Consider the following 21,242-nt stretch of genomic DNA (forward strand, 5'->3'; position numbering starts at 1 on the left):
ATAATAAAAGTTCTCACCGTACGAACGGAAGAACGCTCTACTTACCTAGGCAGACACGGGTAGTAGCTCGGTTTGACTATTGGGGAGGGGCGTTTCTCCGTTTTTCTCGTATTTTCCATACCATGTGGAATTTACACCATCCTGTGAGCTCAGATTTGGAAGTCATGAACGATAATAAAGAGAGTATGGGGAGTGATAAGATGAAAAAGGTGTTGAAGCAAGGGGTTCTGTTGAGTTTGGTTCTAGTAATGTCCATGGTTATTGGAGCCTGCGGAAACGAGAAGAAGAACAACGCAGCAAGCGCAGAGGTCAATACGTCCAGCAGTGGAGAAAAGCTGAAAGACATCGAAATCTTAAATGTATCTTATGACCCCACACGTGAACTATACGAGAAATATAATAAGGCATTTGCAGAACATTGGCTTAAAGAGAAGGGTCAGAAAGTTACGATTAAGCAATCACATGGTGGTTCAGGCAAGCAAGGTAGAGCGGTCATTGACGGCTTAGAAGCAGATGTTGTAACACTTGCCCTTGGATATGACATCGATGCGATTCAGCAGAGTGGATTAATTAATGAAGGATGGCAACAAAAGTATGAACTGAACAGTTCGCCATATACTTCAACCATTGTATTCCTTGTTCGTAAGGGGAATCCAAAGGAGATTAAGGATTGGGATGATCTCATTAAAGAAGGCGTTGAAGTCATTACACCCAACCCACAAACTTCGGGTGGAGCACGTTGGAATTATCTAGCTGCATGGGGCTATGCTCTACACCACAACAATAATGATGAAGAAAAGGCGAAAGAATTTGTGAAAGAACTATTCCAACACGTGCCGGTTCTAGATAGCGGTGCTCGTGGATCAACGACAACGTTTGTGGAACGTGGATTAGGTGATGTTTTACTTGCTTGGGAGAACGAAGCTTGGTTATCCGTTAAGGAGCTTGGCCCCGACAAGTTCGACATTGTGTACCCTTCTGAGAGTATTCTAGCCGAACCTCCAGTAGCTATTGTTGATAAGAACGCTGATAAAAGAGGGACTCGCGAGGTCGCCGATGAGTATCTGAAATATTTGTATTCAGAGGAAGGGCAAACAATCGCTGCGGAGAACTATTATCGTCCTACACTAGAAAGTGTAAAGACGAAGTTTGCTGATCAGTTCCCTGAAATCAAGTTGTATACGATTGACGAGGAATTTGGGGGCTGGGCTGAGGCACAACCGAAGCATTTTAATGACGGAGGCATATTCACGCAGATTTATGCGCCTAAATAACCGACCGTAATAAACGGAGGCGCGTCTCTATATTTTGCAGTAGGGATGCATTAGGAAAGGATGAAGATTGATGCACAGTACCACGACAAAGCGCGGGGTGTTGCCCGGCTTCGGATTGACTATGGGCTACAGCGTTCTTTATCTCAGTCTGGTGGTATTGATACCACTGTCTGCGTTGCTGTTAAATTCAACGGGACTTACTTGGAGCAAGTTTTGGGATGTTGCAACGGATCCGCGAGTACTTGCTTCATTTAAAGTTAGCTTCTTAACCGCTGCAGCGGCAGGACTAATTGACGTAGTACTTGGTCTGCTACTCGCTTGGGTGCTGGTGAGATATGATTTTCCGGGGAAAAGTATCTTTGATGCCATGATCGATCTTCCATTTGCGCTTCCTACTGCAGTTGCGGGGGTAGCACTAACGGCGATTTATTCCCCTAATGGTTGGATTGGTTCACTGTTTGAACCACTTGGGATACGAATCGCCTTCTCACCGATAGGGATTACGCTCGCACTTATGTTTATCGGTATTCCGTTTGTCGTCCGCACGGTACAGCCCGTGTTGCAGGAGCTAGATGCAGAAGTGGAGGAAGCAGCGGCGACACTAGGTTCAAGTCGGTATCGCACCTTCCGTAAGGTAGTGTTGCCTGAATTGTTGCCACCTCTTATGACGGGTTTTGCACTAGCCTTCGCACGTGGAATTGGGGAGTATGGCTCGGTCGTCTTCATCTCCGGTAACATGCCGATGAGAACGGAGATTGCTCCGCTACTTATTATGTCGAAGCTCGAACAGTTCGACTATGCTGGAGCAACCGCCGTGGCCTTACTGCTGCTGCTGATCTCGTTCGCGTTGCTGTTGCTTATAAATTCACTGCAACGCCGCGTCCGCAAGACGGCACGTTAACCTGGATATGACGATGAACGGAGGATAAAGAAAATGGCCGGTTCTGTACCTTTAGCTTCAAATAAACCTTCCACGGTAAGAAAACGAGTGGCGAATGAATCGGTTGCTGTGAAGTGGACACTGATCGGGGCTGCTGTGTTAGTTATGCTCTGGTTAATTGTATTACCACTTACGATCGTATTGGCTGAAGCCCTGAAAAAGGGCTGGGGAGTATACGTGGAGGCTATTACTAATCCCGATGCATTGTCTGCGTTACGGTTGACCCTTCTAGTTGCTCTCATCACAGTACCGCTGAATACGATATTTGGCGTGGTAGCAGCTTGGGCGATTACGAAGTTTAAGTTTCGGGGTAAAGGGATACTCGTTACGTTAATCGATTTGCCCTTTGCGGTGTCACCTGTAATCGGTGGGCTAATTTATGTACTCGTCTATGGGGCACATGGTTGGTTCGGTCCCTGGTTACAGGAGCATGATATAAAAATAATCTTTGCACTTCCTGGAATTATTCTGGCCACATTATTTGTTACGTTTCCGTTCGTAGCTAGGGAGTTAATCCCGTTGATGGAGGATCAGGGTCAGCAAGAGGAAGAGGCGGCTGTTACACTTGGTGCCCGGGGATTTAGGGTTTTCTGGAAAGTAACGTTGCCTAATATTAAATGGGGTCTATTGTACGGAATTATTCTTTGTAATGCTAGAGCCATGGGTGAATTTGGAGCTGTGTCTGTTGTATCGGGTCATATTCGGGGAGAGACCAACACGCTTCCACTGCATGTAGAAATTTTGTATAACGAGTACCAGTTCTCCGCGTCCTTTGCGGTATCTTCGCTGCTGTTGCTGTTAGCGCTTGTTACCTTATTGTTGAAGAACTGGTTTACTCGTAAGAGTCATCATTAAGATTTGTTTTGACTTGAATCGCCAGAGGAGAAAGGAGATTGCATGATGTCAAAACCATTACAGGTCGATAACGTGTGGCTAGAGCGGATCGCAGGAATGCTGAATGAAATGGAATTCGGATCGTTAAATATCATCGTTCATGAAGGGCAAATTGTTCAGGTGGAACGTACAGAACGGAAACGATATGAACTGGGTCAATCCGGGGGCGTCAAGTCATCTGGTGGACCACGGAATGTCGTCAAGCCTCTGCGCGAATCAGGAACGAGATAGAGAATGAACCTAAACAGAAAACCCCGATATCCGGTTACGCCTGGGCTATGGAGCCTGGTGTTCACGGAAATCGGGGTTTTTGTAAAGATGGCTTCGTTTAATTAGTTGAACTTTCTGACTCCGGATCTGTAGGCAGGTCTCCTGTTGCTCTTCCAGTTGATTCGTTGTTCATCTGATCATAGTGGCCTGCAAAGGGGCGCGATCTCCGTGGTTTATTCCCTGCTAGCAGAAAGCCTACAAAGAAGAGTAGCGCCTGGGCTCCAAGGATGTACGGGGATAAATCTAGACTAATCCAATGAATCAAACTGATGAGGGCGATAAAGATAGATAGGGCTTGAAGTAATGCTGCCCCTTCCACTTTTCTACGGCCACCCATTAGTGCGGGATAGAGTAGCAGCAGAGAGAAGATGACGGACACAAAGCATGTCCAGTTATTTAGCAGTATTCGTCCCTCTATCGTTGTTCCGACACTGAGATCTATGATGAGTTTGAATAGCCAACCAAAACAGAATAGTAGGGCCGATGCGAATAGAAAAGGTAGTATAGGACGTACTTGCTGCCATAGAGACTGCCCCCAGCTGGGGCGTTCAATCCCACTAAGCAGATTCTCGCGTTCTTCAATTAAGCGCTCGCTTTCTCTCTCCAACGTCTTTTGAAGCAGAGGGAGGCGAGCAGGGTCTTGATCATTGATATAAGCTCCGATTTGCACTAGCAGATCAGCAGTTATGTAAGGAGCAGCTCTACAGGCAAGTAGTCTGTCGCTTAATAGTTCTTCTTCGTAAGAAGCGGTCTCCAATTTATGAACCTTGCGCATCAACGGTCCTGCGGCAGCGGAGAACAGTTCTAAGCTAATTCTGAGATGATCTAACCTGGAGCGTTCCTTGCGCGCCATCTTGCGCTCCGATACACCATATAATCCAAGAAATAGAGCAAGTGCAAGGAAGGAGGCTAAAGCTGTCCTCTCGTGTTGCTGAAGCCAGGTTATCCATTCCGAAAGTGACACACTGATCACCCTTTCGATTTTCCTTTCTCCACTATTACATACGTTTGGGGCGTATTTCAAGACTCTACGATGAAATGAGGTCAAGAGATTGCAGAAATAGGGTGATAAACGGTGAATATATATGAAAGTTTGTATATGTAAGCAGTTTCCTACGAGATTGACAGGTAATTAAAATATTGATAGCATCATTTTTAAATAAAATGAAGGGTTCAGAATCAAAATCAATGCTAGACTACTTAAAATAGTGAGGGATTAACCCACTATCTGCATACTATCTGAACCGCCGTGCGTTGTCGCAAAGCATAGTGTATGGAAATGAGCCTAGAAGGTGGATGATCCGAGTCCAGATGGTGGACACCATGTAGGGTAAGCGGACACTGTGTACGCTAATTACTCAAAAACGCCCCGAAATTCAGATTTGGCGGACATGGGTTCCGTTATTGACCTAAATTGAGGATAAATCAGCACTATATCGACGAATAACGGATCCTATGTCCGTTACTACTTCTATATTGATGCTTTTGAGCGAAATAAGGTATCTCATGTCCGTCTAGCTACTTAGGCTTATGCCACTTGTTTTTATCCGGTACCTAAGATACCCAAGGGACTATGTATGGTTGTCGGAGGGATATTAAGTACATTAATTACTCATAAACAAACGCCGCAAAGTTCACATTAGGATTATACAACATTAAAAAGGAGTGTCATCATGGCAAAAGCTACGATAATAAATGGTAGTCCAACACCGGGCTCACGATTGACTGCCGTAATTTCTTTAGCGGAAGAGTTGCTGATTAAAGAGGGCTTTGAAGTACAACACGTCAATGTGGGTGAACTTCCACCAGGAGATCTGATACATACTAAATTCGAGAGCGAAGCCATCGTCAAGGCGAATGCCTTGGTAGCCGGGGCTGATGCGGTCATTGTGGCTAGTCCAGTATATAAGGCTTCATACACAGGGGTCTTGAAGACATTTCTAGATCTCGTTCCGGAAAAAGGCTTGGCGGGGAAAGTGATTTTACCGCTCTTCATCGGGGGGAGTCTCGCGCATCTGCTCGCAATAGACTATTCTCTCAAACCCGTGTTGTCTGTACTGGGTGCAAGGCATATCTTGGGAGGTGTCTATACTGTAGACTCTCAAGTGGTCCGAACTGAAGAGGGTGGTTTTGAAATTACGGAGGAGCTAGTAGGAAGAGTTAAAGATAATGTGAAAGAATTAGCGGAGGAAACAAAGATTCGTATTCACTATGCTTCATTATCTGAATAGTAAATTGCCGCGTTGTTGTTGCACCGGGTCAGCACACTTTGGAGTATATCCAAAGAAAATGATCCGGTTTATTATTATTTGCTAACGGTTGGAATTGGAATGGACGAATAGTACAATGAAAGCAGATGAATTTTAAAACCATAGGGGGCGCAACAATGCTGAAATTAGTGTTTTTTGTTGGGGTTGCGGGAACTGGGAAGACGACAGTCGCTCGGGGACTTGCTGAACGTATGCAGGCTACTTTTCTAGACCGTGATACAGTAGGCGGTAGATTTGTTGAGAAGATGTTGGAGATGAACGGACTGGATGTAAATGACCGCGATTCTGATTTTTATAAGAAACACCTCCGTGATTTGGAGTATGATACGACGAAAGACATCTGTATCGAGAATCTGGCGGCAGGGCAAAACGTATTTATGATTTCACCTTTTACAGCAGAGTTGAAAAATAAGGCATGGATCGAAGAGGTCATTTCAGCGGCGGGCCTAACAAAGCAAGAAGTAGATGTTAAGGTAATAGCCGTTACTCTTAGCGACATGGAGACACAGCGCAAACGGATTATTGATAGACAAACCGAACGTGACACGTACAAGCTAGAGCATTGGGATGACTTTAAGCAACGCGTTCAATTTGTACCGGACATTAACTGGGATATTTCTTCCACTTCGATTCTTGTTTTCGATAATAGCGGAGAACTGACAGAAGAGAAGATTAACAGCGTGTATCAGTTTGTGAATGGTTCAGATAGTAGTGTGTCCTGAAACATGTACTAAGATCGAGCTACTTGAAGAACATATGATAGATAAATATTAGCCTATACTATTCAAAATGACGCATAAACTGGATTCAGTGAATGCGTTATTTTTTTGTGTTTAGTGTAATAATAGGCTAAGCTAATCTGATACTAGAGGGAGTGTGCTCGCCCAATTTGCTGAGACCTTTGAACAAGAACAGAACTGATTTTGATGGAGGATTTCGTGGATAATAATAATCGTAATGAAATACTTCTCGTTGAAGATGATGATAACATAAGACGGTTTATAACGATTCATTTAACAAGTAATGGATTTGTGGTAAATGAGGCTGCATTAGGAGCAGAAGCGTTACTGAGCTTCGAATTGAGCAGGCCTGATATAGTTGTTCTGGACATTATGCTACCTGATGCCGATGGGTTTGAGATCTGCCGAAAGCTAAGGGAAAGGGAACCAGCGATTATCATCGTTTTCTTAACTGCACGTGGACAAGATCTGGATAAGATCAAAGGACTTGAAATCGGCGCTGACGATTATATTGTTAAACCGTTTAATCCACTAGAGCTTGTAGCAAGAATCAAAGCGATATTGCGTCGTACAGATATCGCTCTACAACCGCAAAGACTAGTACTTCAATCAGGTCCAATTCGGATGGATCTGAATTCGAATAAGGTGTTTAAGTGTGACGATTGTATTGAATTAACGCCGAAGGAATTCCACATGATAAAAACTTTTTTAGAACATCCCAACACAGCATTATCCAGGAATGAATTATTGAACCTCGTATGGGGAGAGGACTTCATTGGAGATCCTAAAACAGTAGATGTTCATGTACGAAAGTTAAGAGAGAAGATTGAAGATGATAGCTCGAATCCTTATTGGATCGAGACGGTATGGGGGTTAGGTTACCGCTTTAGGGAGGACGACTGAAGAAATGGGAATTCAGAAAAGATTAGTAGGAAGTTATGTGACGGTCATCACCATCACAGTATTTATTCTTGAGATTTTTCTCATTATTTCGGTGAGATATTATTATTTACATAATGTAGAGCGAGCCCTTTGGAACCAGGCGGAATTATCAGCTTCCTTTTTTCAACAATATTTTACGGGTGAAGATTTGGAGAAACAATCAGATCGATTGTTGAAAGGATTTGCCCACAATTCCGAGGCACAAGTGCAGATCATTCTTCCATCGGGGCGACTTCTGCAAGACTCTAGCGGACTTCCGGGCAACAACACTATGGCCGAGTATACGGATGTCCAAGAGGCTATCATTGGGCAACCCAGTACCTGGAAAGGTAAGGTTGCCTCAACTCGAGGAGACATATTAGCGGTATCTTTTCCCTTACAAACCAATGGCATTACCGTAGGGGTAGTCAGGTTTGTTACTTCCTTAACGGAAACGTTAAATACCATTAATAGAATTGCCGCCATTCTAATCGGTGTTGGTTTACTTGTTATTGCGATAGTTACTGTCCTCGGATTATTGCTATCATGGACAATTACGAGATCTATTAGGGACCTTAAACGGGCAGCAGATCGAATGACGGAGGGAGACTTCAGCATTAAGGTTCGTAAGCGCTACCAGGATGAGCTAGGTTCTCTCGCCGATACGTTAAATATGATGGCAAATAGAATTTTGAAGAGTGAACAACTTAAAAATGATTTTATTTCCTCTGTATCGCATGAACTGCGTACCCCATTAACGTCGATTAAAGGCTGGATTATTACGATGAAATCGAATGGAGCGGACAACAAGCCTCTACTTCTTGAGGGACTTGAGATTATTGATTCGGAAAGTGACAGGTTAGCACATATGGTAGATGAACTATTAGATTTCTCTAAAATGGATAACGGAAGAATTGTCATGCACTTCGGACCTGTTCATCTACCAGAATTACTTGATCATATTGGTAGACAACTTGCCCCAAGGGCTACTCGGCAAGGAATTTCATTCGAAATTGAAATGGATAAGAATATTCCAGTTATTCAAGCTGACGAGAATCGTATGAAGCAAGTATTTATTAATATTATTGATAATTCACTTAAATTTACTGCCCCTTTTGGTCGAATTGTTGTTCAAGCCCATACTCCTCCGGGACAGATTGTTATTACTATTGAGGATACAGGTTCAGGAATTGCAGAGGGGGATTTAGAGTATGTGCTGCAAAAGTTCTACAAAGCAAATCAAAATGCTTCTGGCAGTGGTTTGGGTCTTTCTATATCCGCTCAAATCATCAAGCTACACTATGGAGAATTACGTATAACTAGTGAGATGGGAAGGGGAACGAAGGTATCTATCTATCTTCCGACAGAAGAAAAACGAAATTTAACTATTTCATAACCACTTTGTACGCTTCCAAAGATAGAATAGTACTTAATCGTGATAAGCGAGGAGTAGGATATCAGAATGTTCAACAAGCTCTTTAGAGTAGGGATCATGCTGATTACGTTAGTGTTGATTGGAGGATGTGGGATTCCCGTGACTCCCATCGATATGATTAAGCCTCCAATAGCTGAGGGGAGTATTCAGCGAGATAAAATAAGCATTGAACTTATTAATTTGCTTCCTGTCGAAGTTCAATTGATTGCTCCCCTGCAAGGAAGGGAGAGCAATGACATCTCATTTGGAGATATGGATGGAGACGGTATCAATGAGGCTGTCGTGGTGTATGAAGAAAACAAAGCTACAGGTAAGATGCTAAAAGCGGCATTGTTCAAGCAACATAATGAGAAGTGGCGAATTATTTCTCAAGTTGAGGGTTTTGGTTACGGCTTAGAGTATGCTGGATTTCCAGATCTCGATCATGATGGTCGATCCGAGCTTGTGCTAGGCTGGTCATTGGGGGAGGCTGGAGGTGGCCTGGATGTATATGGGTTTAGCGGTGATGAATTGAAGCTGTTGTCTAGGGAAGATTACCACGGCCAGCTCGATCTTGAGTAATCATCCGTAAGGATTATGGTTATAGAGATGGAGGTGTCCCATGATTTGAGCGGTAATATAAGAGGCCGCCCTGATTTTCTCCTGCTTTTTTTGACTATTTTACTTGTAGGTAGTGGATTGATTATGATTTTTAGCGCCAGCTCTCACTTGGCGTTGATACAACACGATAATCCGTGGCATTACGTCATGAAACAAGGCGTGTTTGCACTCATCGGATTATTTGTGATGTTCACTTTTATGGGTATTCCATTTACATGGTGGAAGAGGGCTGCGCCAATTCTCCTGCTCTTCTCATTATTGGCGCTCACCCTGGTATTAATTGGGGGAACGAGCATAAATGGAGCTAGACGTTGGTTTTTTCTAGGTGCTTTTAATTTTCAGCCGGCTGAGTTTACTAAGTTATCCATCATCGTATATCTGTCCGCAGTAATTAGTAAAAAGGGTGAACGTATCCGGGAATTTCGGAAAGGGCTACTTCCGATTTTGGCGATTGTAGTTATCATTCTGCTGCTTGTCATGAAACAGCCAGACTTCGGCACGATGTTAATCTTGCTCTTTATTGCTGCAACGATCTTACTGATCGGTGGTACTGACCTCCGTCATCTTGTCATTTTTAGTATGGGACTCATCCCTATCATTGTTTATTTTGCGGTCAGTAAGAGTTATCGTCTCCAGCGACTCACCTCGTTTCTAAATCCGCTGGATAGTCCCCAAGGCTCAGGGTATCAACTTATTCAGTCACTGTATGCATTAGGACATGGAGGTCTTACGGGGGTAGGAATTGGACAAAGTGTGCAAAAATTATTTTATCTACCGGAGGCACATACCGATTTTATCTTTGCTGTGATTGGTGAGGAATTAGGATTTGTAGGTACATCTCTGCTCATCTTCGTGTTCTTCCTGTTTATCTGGCGTGGGTTTATGGCTGCGATAAGCAGTTATGATCCATTCGGTATCATGTTAGGAATAGGCGTCATTATGATGATATTCATTCAATTCTTGTTGAATGCTGGAGCTGTAACCGGCATCTTACCGATTACGGGAGTACCGCTTCCTTTTATTAGTTATGGAGGTTCTTCGCTAGTGTTGTGTTTAGCGAGTACCGGTATTCTGCTCAGTATTTCAAGGGATAACAATCGAAGACGTCAAGAAGCCACCAGAATTCAACAAAATAGAGGTTCTTAAATGATTATCATCCGTAAAATCGCAAAGTTGGATAAACTCGTGTTATTCATTGTGTTGTGTCTAATTACAATAGGTACCATTGCTATTTATGGAGCCACAACGGAGACAAAATTAGAAGGTCTCCACAGGACAAATTTATACCTATTCGGTGCATTTTGCATTCCAATGCTTTTTCTCGCACTGTTCGATTATCAAATTCTGTTAGGTAAGCTTGCCTACCTTTTCTATGGAATTGGCATTGGAATGCTGGTGCTTGTCAAGTTTACCGGAGAGCATATTAACGGTGCAGTTCGTTGGCTAAGTATTGGACATTTCCAGCTACAGCCGTCTGAAATAGCTAAAATCTGTACAGTGCTGCTGGTTGCTCATGTACTTAGTAAGCGAGAGGGAGAGAAGCTCCGTCTTTTACAAGATTTAATACCGATTTGCATTATTTTTATGATCCCTATTCTCTTAATCATGCAACAGCCAGATTTAGGTACTGCTCTTGTCTTTGTGGGCGTACTGCTGAGTATGCTGTGGATGGGGAATATCCGTTCACTATACATGATACTGTTCATCAGTATTATGGCTGTTATGATTGGCACCATATTGTGGTTGTACTATGCCAACTTTGAACTATTATCCAAGGTTACAGAACCTCATCAATTATCCAGAATTCAGACTTTCCTTGATCCAACTAGTGACCCCGATAAATCATGGCATGTGAAAAACGCGATCATTGCGATTGGTTCTGGAGGAATGACCGGAAGTGACGGATTTTTTTTGCGTAAAGGATATATTCCCTATGCCTATTCCGACTCGATTTATGTGGTCATAGGCGAGAAATATGGTTTTATGGGTTCAGCAGTGCTGTTATTACTATTTTTTCTGCTTGTGTATCGTATGGTTCAAATCGTTATGGATAGTAGAGAACTTGCCGGATCGTACCTTGTTATTGGGCTTATGGGGATGTTCATCTTTCAAATTTTCGTTAATATTGGCATGCATATAGGTCTGGTACCACTGACGGGTATTTCGTTACCGTTTATAAGTTATGGGGGGAGCTCCCTACTTAGCAATATGATTGCAATTGGATTGGTGTTGAGTGTTAACGTCCATAAAGACGAGATTCATTATATATAAAAAAGGGAAAATCGGACTTTTCCGTAAACATAGAAAGAAGGTTTTTACATTTGGATATATCTCATGTGGATTATCTCGTATTTCAGTTCATCAATCATGGGGCCGTAACATTCTCAGCATTAAATCCATTTATGAAATTGTTGTCAGAGAGAGCTGAATATCTGTTTTACCTCGGTATTATAGTATATTGGTTTACTCGCATTCATAGGCACAGGGAAATGGCGATCATAGCACTCTTGTCAGCTTGCGTTGGATTTAGTGCAGGTAGTATGATTTCTCACTTTTTCTATAGGGACCGACCGTTTGTTCAACATGCGGTTAATCAACTCATTGAACATGCGGCTAATGCTTCCTTTCCAAGCGATCATTCAATAGGGGCGTTTGTCATCGCAACATCAATATGGTTATTTCGTAAGAAAGACGGAGCCGTATGGCTTGTATTAGCCGGGTTGATTTCATTTTCAAGAGTTTGGAATGGAGTTCATTATCCTTCCGATATCATGGCGGGGGCACTATTAGGAGTAGTCAGTGCATTCTTAATGTATCAAATGTTTAAACGATGGTCTGTACTTCATCAATGTGTCAACACCGGGATTCAGCTATATGAAAAAATAGAGGACAAGATTTGGGAAAGACATAAAAAAGATCAGTAGTCCAATCTCTAATAGCTTAGATATAAATGTAATGGAGTGGAGGAAATTATGCCAGTCAAACCCAAGAGAATAGCTATTCGTAAAGTTTTTCTGATCATGTCTCTTGTCATAGTTGCTCTCATCATCGGAGTTGGAATCTATGGCGGGTACATATATTACAAGGCGGATTCTGCCATTCAGCGTATAGCTGCTCCACCTAGTCTTCAACATAAGGATCCCTTAGTCGAGAATTCGCCCGATGATGAGGAGAAGAAGCTGACCCCACCGCTGATTATGCTTCTGGCAGGAATTGATAGTCGGGATGGAGGTGCAGGCTTGTTGAATACAGATGTCCTTATGCTGATAAGCTTTAATCCGCAAACACATTCCGCCAGTCTATTATCGCTGCCGCGTGATTTGCTACTCAAACCTAAATCATTACCTTCGCGTAAAGCAAATTTTTATTATGCTTATTACTCAATAAAGGATAAGTCAACGGCCATTCACAACACAAAGCATTTGTTTGGCGATTTGTTGGGGCTTCCAATTGATTATATGGTTGTGGTGAACTTTGACGCCTTACGCCAAACGGTAGATACGCTTGGTGGTCTTGAAATCGATGTTGATATGGATATGAAATATAACGATTCTGCAGATGGGACTCATATCGATTTGAAAAAGGGATTGCATAGACTTGACGGAAAACAAGTACTGGACTTCGTGCGGTATCGTAAATCGAATCAAGGGACTGGGGAATCCTCTGATTTCGCGCGCAACGATCGTCAGCAGCAAGTGATCAAGCAAATCATAGAGAAGTTGGGGGCATTCCAACAAATATCCCAATGGGGAAAAGTAATAGATATCATTGGCGAAAATGTGAAGTCAGATATTCCTCAATCCGAACTTAATCAATGGATTTTCAACTTCTCCAAAATCAAACCGGATCATATTCGTTCATTACATTTAGAATCCCAATGGAAAAGCCCTTATGTTTACGTAGAAAAAGAGGGTTTGATAGACGCATTAGTCGCTCTACGAGATGAAGCAGGTATCAGTTCAGAGAGCCCGATCAATCTTGAAGGCGTTGGAACGATGGATAAATAAATGTAAGCAACGTTAAGGATGTTACCCTCATTGTTAAAGGACTATTTGCTGAGTGGACATCATAATGAAGAAAAGCTTGATATTTAAGCTTTTCTTTTTTTTTGTGAAAAGAACTTAAAAGAATAAAAATTCTTAGGCCAGTTCAACCGATTAAACCTAGCTTTTTTTTGTACAGCATTTTTATGTGATACACTAGCTAATAAGTGTAAGTACGGAATAGAGATCAGTTTGGGTAACTATCGATAGGGGGATCGGAATGGCATTTGTGACGATTAAGGATGAGTACAAAAGATATAAAATGGGTGATACAACGATTGTTGCTAACGACGGGATTAATTTTGAGATTGAGCGCGGTGAATTTGCAATTATTGTTGGCCCCAGTGGTGCGGGGAAGTCAACGGTACTGAATATATTGGGTGGGATGGATACTTCGGATGAAGGTCAGGTTCTGGTCGATGGGATAGATATTGCACGCTTTAGTAACAAGGAATTAATCGGGTACCGCCGGAATGATGTTGGTTTTGTGTTTCAATTTTACAATTTGGTACCGAACCTAACAACGAAAGAAAATGTGGAACTTGCCTCACAAATTTCTCCTCATGCCTTGGATGCGGAACAGGTGCTTAGGGACGTGGGACTAGGAGATCGCCTTAATAACTTCCCGGCACAACTATCAGGGGGGGAACAGCAGCGGGTAGCCATTGCCAGAGCGCTTGCCAAACAACCTAAGCTTCTACTCTGTGATGAGCCAACGGGTGCCTTGGACTATAACACGGGTAAACAAGTTCTGAAGTTACTACAAGACACTTGCCGTAATACAGGGACTACCGTGATTGTAATTACCCACAATTCGGCGTTAACACCGATGGCAGACCGGGTAATCGAGATTAACAACGCCAAGGTTCGTAAAATGGTGATTAATCCGAGTCCAGTATCCGTTGATGATATCGAGTGGTAAGGGGTTATGACATTGAAGAAAAAGGCACTTTGGACTGATATATTTCGGGAGATTTGGCGTACCAAAGCAAGATTTTTATCTATTTTCGCTATTATAGCGCTTGGCATTGGTTTCTTTGCGGGTATCAAAGCGACGGGTCCGGATATGCTGGACACAGCAGACCATTATTTTAAACAGCATGATTTGTTGGACTTGAAGGTTGTTTCGTCTTATGGATTAACGGAAGACAATATTGCAATATTAGAGCAGGCAACCGAGGTAAGAGTTGTTCAGCCAGGGTATAGTGCAGATGTATTCTTAGGCGACACCGGACTGATTGCCAAAGTCTCCTCCTACAATAATGAAGATACGTTGAACCGGGTTAAGGTGACTTCAGGCAGACTACCCGAGCACTCCGGTGAAATCGCAATTGATGATAATTTCGTCATGAACAAACATTTCAAGTTGGGGGATACCGTTACTTTTACAAATCCGGACCCGGATATCGACTTGGGAGATACTTTCAATACGGTCAGCTATAAAGTGGTAGGTATAGTCAAGAGTCCACAATATATTGAATCCCTTACTCGTGGAATCAGCCGTATTGGTAAAGGAACAACGGATGCATTCGTCCTTATTCCGGAAGAGGACTTCAACTTATCTGTATATACAGAAGCTTATGTAAGCTTTAAAGATACGGTAGACCAGACCGCCTATACTTCTACTTATGATGATCTTGTAGAGAAACATAAGATAGCATTGGAGCAAGCTTTAAGCGGGCAGCCTGATGTACGTTTAGCGGAGGTGCGTTCTGAGGGACAAGAGAAGCTGGATGAAGCGCAGGCTAAGATTAAAGATGGCAGAGAGAAGTTAGCTGAAGCCGAGAAAGAGTTGGCAGATGCAAAAACCAAGCTGGATGAAGGTCAAAAAAGCTACGACGATGGTGCATTAAAGCTAGAAACTGAAATTGCTAAAGGACAGGCGAAGCTAGATGCGGCCGCCAAAGAAATAGCAATAGGTAAGGCTGAACTTGAGAAAAATCGAAAATCGCTGAAAGAGGGACAGACCCAGCTGAAGGCGGGTCAAGTTGCCTTGGATGCACAAAAGAAAAGTGCCGAGCCTCGGATTGAACAAGGGAAAAAGTTGGCCCAGTCATTAACTGGGGTCATGAGTTTACCACCGGATAGTATCCCAGCAGAGCAGAAGCAACCTCTAATCACAGGTGCAGAAGCGGCGGATGCTCAGTTAGGCAAGGCTGTGGCGGGATTCTTCAATGGTAACGTTGATGTAGAGACGTTGCGAGGGGCTATCACCTCTTTTGAACAAGGCCTAACTCAAGGTGAGCAGCAGCTTAAGTCTGCTCAAGATGAAATCGACTCGAAGCAGAAGGTAATAGATGAAGGTCTGAAACAACTTGCCGCAGCAGAGCGGAAGTTGGCTCAAGGAGAAGCGGATTACGCCGCGGGTATCTCCAAGCTTGGGAAGAGCAAACAAGAAGGAGAAGAAAGTCTTGCCAAAGCCAAGGTAGAGCTAGATCAAGGGCTGGCCGATTATAATGCAGGCTTGGCAACTTATAAAGAAGAGAAAGAAAAAGCTGATCAGGACATAAAGGATGGAGAGCATGATATCTCGGAAGGTCAGCAAAAGTTAGATGAACTGGAGTTGCCGAAATACTATGTGCTTGACCGCAGTAGTAATCCCGGATATACCGAGTTTAGTGATAATGCGGACAGATTAGCTTCGATCGCGACAGCCTTTCCCGTTTTCTTCTTCCTCATCGCCGCCTTGGTCAGTTTGACAACGATGACGCGAATGGTAGAAGAGCATCGGTTGCAGATTGGTACATTAAAAGCGCTTGGTTATGGCAATGGCGATATTATGAAGAAGTTCCTGGTTTATGGAACTCTAGCGAGCCTTGCCGCAGCTGTTGTGGGGCTGGCTGTCGGGTTTACTATTTTCCCGAATATCATATTTAATGCATATGGGGCTTTATATAACCTACCTAAAGTCCGAATTAGCTATTATGCAAGTTATAGTATCTTGTCCGTCCTTGTTGCACTGCTCTGTACAACGATGACGGCTGTGATTGTTACTAGAGTTGAGCTTCGCAGTAATGCTTCCGCACTTATGCGGCCCAAAGCTCCAAAGAGCGGGCAACGGATATTACTCGAACGCTTTACCTTGATATGGAGAAACTTAGGTTTCATTGGCAAGGTGACAGCGCGTAATCTGTTCCGTTATAAGCAACGCATGTTTATGACTGTGTTTGGAGTTGCAGGTTGTACGGCATTGATCCTGACCGGGTTTGGATTGAAGGATTCTATTGCTGATATTGCTGGGCTACAGTATGGCCAAATCATGAAATACAACGCTTTGGTGGCATTTAATGACGATAGTAATAACAGTACGCAGAAGAAGTTGAAATATGACGAGCTGATTGCTGGAGTTCCAGACATTACAGGAACGCTAAATGTGGCGCAGGATAAAATGACGACAGTAGCCAAAGGGGTCAACAACCAGGAGGTGACGCTGTTCGTTCCTGAATCGACAGATCAGTTTGATGATTTTGTAATGCTGCAGGAGCGAGTGTCTGGCGAGAGGAAACAACTGACTCAACAAGGTGTAATCGTTACAGAGAAGCTTGCTAAGCTGTACGATCTGGAGGCAGGAAGTAAGTTAACGCTACAAAATAAAGACAATGAGCTTTTTGAGGTCAACGTAGAGGGAATAACCGAGAACTATTCTATGCACTATATTTATATGTTACCAACATATTATGAAGAAACATTTGGTAAGATACCTACGTACAACACTCAACTGCTTACTTATAGTGAAGTAAATCAGCCTTGGGAGGATGCCTTAGCTGAGAAGTTAACTAACAATGAGCGGGTAGCGCTTGTGAGTTTCTCTAGCCGTGCGGGAGGCGCCTTTGGTGATACGATGGAAAGTATGGATGTTGTTGTACTTGTTCTGATTATTTCAGCCGCAGCCTTAGCGTTTGTAGTGTTATATAATCTGACCAATATTAATGTGTCTGAGCGGATTCGGGAGCTATCGACAATTAAAGTGTTAGGCTTCTATGACAAGGAAGTAACGATGTATATATATCGTGAGAATATTATCCTAAGCTTCCTTGGGATCATTGCAGGGTGTTTCCTGGGTATACTGTTGCACGGTTTTGTACTCGAGACTGCAGCGGTTGATATGATGATGTTCAGTCCAACTATTCAATGGCAGAGCTATGGTTATGCTGCCTTACTAACTTTGCTATTCTCCGGAATTGTTATGCTATCTATGCACTTCAAGCTGAAGCATATCGATATGATTGAAGCTTTGAAATCCGTTGAATAGGCTTAACCGGAGGAATACTAATGGCAATGATCTTATCTTTTCTGAAAAAATACCGGATTGCCGCGCTTTCTGCATTATGTATGATGCTAATCGAGCTATCCGTAGAATTGATTCAACCGCTGCTTATTTCCAAAATCATCGATAATGGGATTCGTGAGGAAAACTTATCTGTAGTTTGGTTATGGGGCGGAGTACTAGTGGGGAGCGCGATCCTTGCCTTTGGGGCGGGGATTGCTAGCTCCTTCTTTGCGTCACATGCAAGTCAGGGATTCGGCTATGATCTGCGAGATAAACTATATGATAAGGTGCAATCTTTCTCTTATAGCGTATTTAACAAGTTTGAGACATCGTCCCTCATTACCCGTCTGACTGGAGATATTACACAGCTTCAGGATATGGTGTTCATGAGTCTACGTTTTGCCACGCGTGTACCGCTTGTGGTATTTGGTAGTATGATTATGGCCTTGTTTGTTAATGTGAAACTCGGTCTGCTGTTAACTGTAACGGTTCCTATACTATTTATATTCGTCATTTGGATGATGAAGTTAGCTTCTCGTTTATTCAAGAAGGTGCAGCAGCGAATGGATGCAGTTAATGGGGTCATTCAGGAGAATCTGACTGGGATGCGGTTGATCCGTGTCTTCGTGCGAATGGGCCATGAGATCAAGCGATTTGAGAAGCACAGTAAGGAATTAATGAAAGCTACAGTGTCTGCCATTCGATTAACTGAGACAATGATGCCATTTGTTCTGCTCATGATGAATGGCGGAGTTATAGCGATATTATGGTTCGGACGTAAGGATATTGCGGCTGGACAAGCGACACTTGGAGAGGTGGTCGCAGTATTGAATTATACACTTCGCACACTGGGAGCTTTATCCGCACTCTCGTGGATTATGACCTCCTACTCCCGGGCTTCCGCTTCAAAGGATCGGGTTCAAGAAGTATTTATGATGGAAGATGCGGTTCAGGTAGATGAGCATTCTGATAAACAGCTAGCTCAGGGAAATCGTCATGATTCCGTGGATGGAAAACTTGAGTTCGAGAAGGTTGGTTTCCGGTACCCTGAAAGTGATATTAGTGTACTAGAGGATATCTCTTTTACAGCATTACCGGGCCAACGGATTGCTATTATGGGTGCTACTGGGTCGGGAAAATCATCACTCATTAGGCTTATTCCCCGTCTATATGAGCCGACTAGCGGTATCATTCGAATCGATGGAACCGATATACGTCAGATTCCTAGCACGCAGCTTCGTGGTGCAATCGGTTATGTTCCACAAGAAGTGATGCTGTTTACAGGCACAATCAGGGAGAACATCGCCTGGGGACGAGAGGGTGCTAGCCTAGAACAGATTCAAGAGGCCGCGAAACGGGCTCAAATTCACGAGACGATCGAATCATTGACCCATGGCTATGACACTTTGCTAGGTCAGCGTGGGGTCAATCTGTCCGGCGGGCAAAAGCAACGCCTGTCCATTGCCAGGGCACTTGTCCGGCAGCCTTCTATTCTTATATTGGATGACTGCACCAGTGCCCTAGACGTGCGCACTGAAGCTGCGTTGCTGAACGCGCTGACGGAATTGTCTTGTACGACATTTCTGATTACTCAAAAAATCAGCTCTACTACAGCAGCCGATCTCATTCTGCTACTTGATGAAGGTTGTCTACTTGCTAGTGGCAGACACGAAGAGTTATTAATCAACTCCACATTATATCGGAAAATCTATGAATCTCAGAATAGAAAGGGGGAGGAACCGGGATATGTTCAAGACCTTCACCGAACCTTTCAGACATGAATTTCCTAAGCTAGATCGCCAGCAAACCAGCTCGAATGGGCGGAAACCAAAGGCAAGGGCCAAGGACTGGTCTGGAACACTCGGACGAATCTGGAGATATCTGGCCCTCCGTAAAGCGAAGCTAACGCTAGTGCTACTCATGGTTCTCTGCAGCTCTGCACTAGCGCTACTGGGACCTTATCTAGTTGGAGTAGCAGTTGATGACTTCTTAGAAGGCGGCGAGGGAACGGCTTGGATTTTATTTCTAGCAGGCTTAGGGCTATCGTATGTAGGCTTCTCTCTGACTTCATGGCTGCAAAATATATGGATGATCGAGATTTCTCAAGAGACGGTATACCGGATGAGACTAGACTTGTTCCGTCATCTCCATCAGCTACCGATTCCTTTCTACGGTAAGAGACAACAGGGCGAGATTATGAGCCGATTAACCAATGATATTGAGAATGTTAGCTCTACCCTGAATAGCTCAGCGATTCAGATCTTCTCCAGTGTCCTTACATTGGTCGGGACGTTGATTGTTATGTTGTATCTAAGTCCATTGTTAACGCTATTAACATTTCTCATTGTGCCGCTTATGGCGCTCGGAATGCGCTGGATATCACGGCGAACGGGCCCACTATTCAAGCAACGTCAGAAGAACCTAGGCGATTTGAATGGATATATTGAAGAGACGTTGTCCGGGCAAGTGATAATCCAGGCTTTTTCCCAGGAACAGCGAGTCATTAGTGAATTTAAGGAACGAAATGTAGCGATTCGCCAATCTGGATTTTGGGCTCAGACATTCTCGGGCTTCATTCCGAAGCTGATGAATGCTCTTAACAATTTAAGCTTTGCAGTTGTGGCTGGGGTTGGAGGAATTCTGGCGATCCGAGGTGCGATTACGGTTGGAGTTATTATCGTATTTGTGGAATATGCACGGCAGTTTACCAGACCGCTTAACGATTTGGCTAATCAATGGAATACATTACTGTCAGCTATAGCGGGCGCCGAGCGGGTATTTGAAATCATGGATGAGGAAGTCGAGGAGAAGCACGATACAGATGCGGTTAAGCTGGATCATGTGGAAGGGGCTGTTGTCTTCTCGGGAGTTTCTTTCTCTTATGATGAAGATGAAGCAGAAGAGACGCTAGAAGATATCAGTTTTGAAGCCAAGACTGGCGAGATGATCGCACTAGTAGGGCCAACAGGCGCAGGTAAAACAACTCTGATTCAGTTGTTATCCCAATTCTACAATCCGGGGCAAGGAACCATTACTGTAGATGGGCGAGATATCACAACAATCCGCAGGGAAAGCTTGCGTTCGCATATGGCGTTTGTATTGCAGGATTCCTTTCTATTCAAGGGGACCATTAGGGAAAATATTCGTTTCGGCAGATTGGATGCTACCGATGAAGAGGTTGAGGAAGCGTCTAGGCTTGCTAATGCTCATTCCTTTATTAAGCGTCTGCCAGGTGGTTACGATAAGGTGCTAGAAACAGGTGGAACGGGGATCAGCCAAGGGCAGAAGCAATTACTCGCCATTGCGCGAGCCATTCTAGCGAATCCCTCCATACTCGTATTGGATGAGGCGACGAGCAGTATCGACACCGTGACCGAAATCAAGATTCAAGAGGGCCTGGAACGGCTGATGAAGGGAAGAACAAGCTTTGTTATTGCGCATCGACTGAATACCATTCGGCAGGCTGATCGTATCTTAGTTCTGAAGGATGGACGTCTGATAGAACAAGGTTCACATGATGAACTATTGGAGCAGCAAGGGTTCTATAGTGGGCTGTATCAGGGATGAACAATATAGTCACTATCT

The 21,242-nt window shown here is 43.7% G+C and carries 18 protein-coding genes; 17 read left to right on the forward strand and 1 reads right to left on the reverse strand.

The window, feature by feature from the left end:
* The first annotated feature begins 200 nt into the window (after nt 1-200).
* The 4 genes from EJP82_RS00230 (at nt 201) to EJP82_RS00245 (ending at nt 3,339) form a co-directional block, all read left to right on the forward strand.
* Entirely contained in the window at nt 201-1,274 is a 1,074-nt protein-coding gene (locus EJP82_RS00230; RefSeq protein WP_127190010.1) for a sulfate ABC transporter substrate-binding protein, read from the forward strand.
* A gap of 70 nt (nt 1,275-1,344) precedes the next feature.
* Complete coding sequence (gene cysT, locus EJP82_RS00235) at nt 1,345-2,175, forward strand: sulfate ABC transporter permease subunit CysT (RefSeq protein ID WP_127190011.1); 831 nt, start codon at nt 1,345-1,347, stop codon at nt 2,173-2,175.
* A gap of 33 nt (nt 2,176-2,208) precedes the next feature.
* Nucleotides 2,209-3,069, forward strand: a complete 861-nt coding sequence (cysW, locus tag EJP82_RS00240) for a sulfate ABC transporter permease subunit CysW (RefSeq protein ID WP_127190012.1) — start codon at nt 2,209-2,211, stop codon at nt 3,067-3,069.
* A 45-nt stretch (nt 3,070-3,114) separates the two neighbouring features.
* The gene (locus EJP82_RS00245) at nt 3,115-3,339 is read left to right on the forward strand and encodes a YezD family protein (protein ID WP_127190369.1); all 225 of its coding nucleotides are present in this window, start codon (nt 3,115-3,117) and stop codon (nt 3,337-3,339) included.
* 97 nt (nt 3,340-3,436) lie between these two features.
* Here EJP82_RS00245 and EJP82_RS00250 read toward each other — a convergent pair whose 3' ends face one another.
* Complete coding sequence (locus EJP82_RS00250) at nt 3,437-4,342, reverse strand: hypothetical protein (RefSeq protein ID WP_127190013.1); 906 nt, start codon at nt 4,340-4,342, stop codon at nt 3,437-3,439.
* A 709-nt stretch (nt 4,343-5,051) separates the two neighbouring features.
* Between EJP82_RS00250 and ssuE the strand changes: the two genes are divergently transcribed.
* From ssuE to EJP82_RS00315, 13 genes are all read left to right on the forward strand, one after another.
* Entirely contained in the window at nt 5,052-5,609 is a 558-nt protein-coding gene (gene ssuE / locus EJP82_RS00255; RefSeq protein ID WP_127190014.1) for an NADPH-dependent FMN reductase, read from the forward strand.
* A 155-nt stretch (nt 5,610-5,764) separates the two neighbouring features.
* A complete protein-coding gene (locus EJP82_RS00260; protein WP_127190015.1) occupies nt 5,765-6,370 on the forward strand; it encodes a P-loop nucleotide/nucleoside kinase family protein in 606 nt (201 codons plus the stop codon).
* 216 nt (nt 6,371-6,586) lie between these two features.
* Nucleotides 6,587-7,291 (forward strand): response regulator transcription factor, encoded by a 705-nt coding sequence (locus EJP82_RS00265; protein ID WP_211350018.1) that lies wholly within the window; start codon nt 6,587-6,589, stop codon nt 7,289-7,291.
* A 4-nt stretch (nt 7,292-7,295) separates the two neighbouring features.
* Nucleotides 7,296-8,705: a sensor histidine kinase gene (locus EJP82_RS00270; RefSeq protein WP_127190017.1), complete on the forward strand. Its 1,410-nt coding sequence runs from the start codon at nt 7,296-7,298 to the stop codon at nt 8,703-8,705.
* 66 nt (nt 8,706-8,771) lie between these two features.
* Entirely contained in the window at nt 8,772-9,305 is a 534-nt protein-coding gene (locus EJP82_RS00275; protein ID WP_127190018.1) for a hypothetical protein, read from the forward strand.
* A gap of 45 nt (nt 9,306-9,350) precedes the next feature.
* Nucleotides 9,351-10,490 carry a putative lipid II flippase FtsW gene (gene ftsW / locus EJP82_RS00280; RefSeq protein WP_127190019.1) on the forward strand — a complete coding sequence of 380 codons (1,140 nt, stop codon included), beginning with the start codon at nt 9,351-9,353 and terminating at the stop codon, nt 10,488-10,490.
* Nucleotides 10,491-11,615: an FtsW/RodA/SpoVE family cell cycle protein gene (locus EJP82_RS00285; RefSeq protein ID WP_127190020.1), complete on the forward strand. Its 1,125-nt coding sequence runs from the start codon at nt 10,491-10,493 to the stop codon at nt 11,613-11,615.
* Nucleotides 11,616-11,665: 50 nt separating this feature from the next.
* Complete coding sequence (locus EJP82_RS00290; RefSeq protein WP_246053929.1) at nt 11,666-12,268, forward strand: undecaprenyl-diphosphatase; 603 nt, start codon at nt 11,666-11,668, stop codon at nt 12,266-12,268.
* A gap of 48 nt (nt 12,269-12,316) precedes the next feature.
* A complete protein-coding gene (locus EJP82_RS00295; RefSeq protein WP_127190021.1) occupies nt 12,317-13,351 on the forward strand; it encodes an LCP family protein in 1,035 nt (344 codons plus the stop codon).
* Between the two features lie 256 nt (nt 13,352-13,607).
* Nucleotides 13,608-14,309 (forward strand): ABC transporter ATP-binding protein, encoded by a 702-nt coding sequence (locus EJP82_RS00300; protein ID WP_127190022.1) that lies wholly within the window; start codon nt 13,608-13,610, stop codon nt 14,307-14,309.
* 6 nt (nt 14,310-14,315) lie between these two features.
* Nucleotides 14,316-17,639 carry an FtsX-like permease family protein gene (locus EJP82_RS00305; RefSeq protein ID WP_127190023.1) on the forward strand — a complete coding sequence of 1,108 codons (3,324 nt, stop codon included), beginning with the start codon at nt 14,316-14,318 and terminating at the stop codon, nt 17,637-17,639.
* 20 nt (nt 17,640-17,659) lie between these two features.
* Complete coding sequence (locus tag EJP82_RS00310; RefSeq protein ID WP_127190024.1) at nt 17,660-19,438, forward strand: ABC transporter ATP-binding protein; 1,779 nt, start codon at nt 17,660-17,662, stop codon at nt 19,436-19,438.
* Nucleotides 19,404-21,224 carry an ABC transporter ATP-binding protein gene (locus tag EJP82_RS00315; protein WP_127190025.1) on the forward strand — a complete coding sequence of 607 codons (1,821 nt, stop codon included), beginning with the start codon at nt 19,404-19,406 and terminating at the stop codon, nt 21,222-21,224. The genes EJP82_RS00310 and EJP82_RS00315 overlap by 35 nt, the downstream gene beginning before the upstream one ends.
* The last annotated feature ends 18 nt before the right edge of the window (nt 21,225-21,242 follow it).

Source organism: Paenibacillus anaericanus (assembly GCF_003994475.1).
In the GTDB taxonomy this organism is placed as follows: domain Bacteria; phylum Bacillota; class Bacilli; order Paenibacillales; family Paenibacillaceae; genus Fontibacillus; species Fontibacillus anaericanus.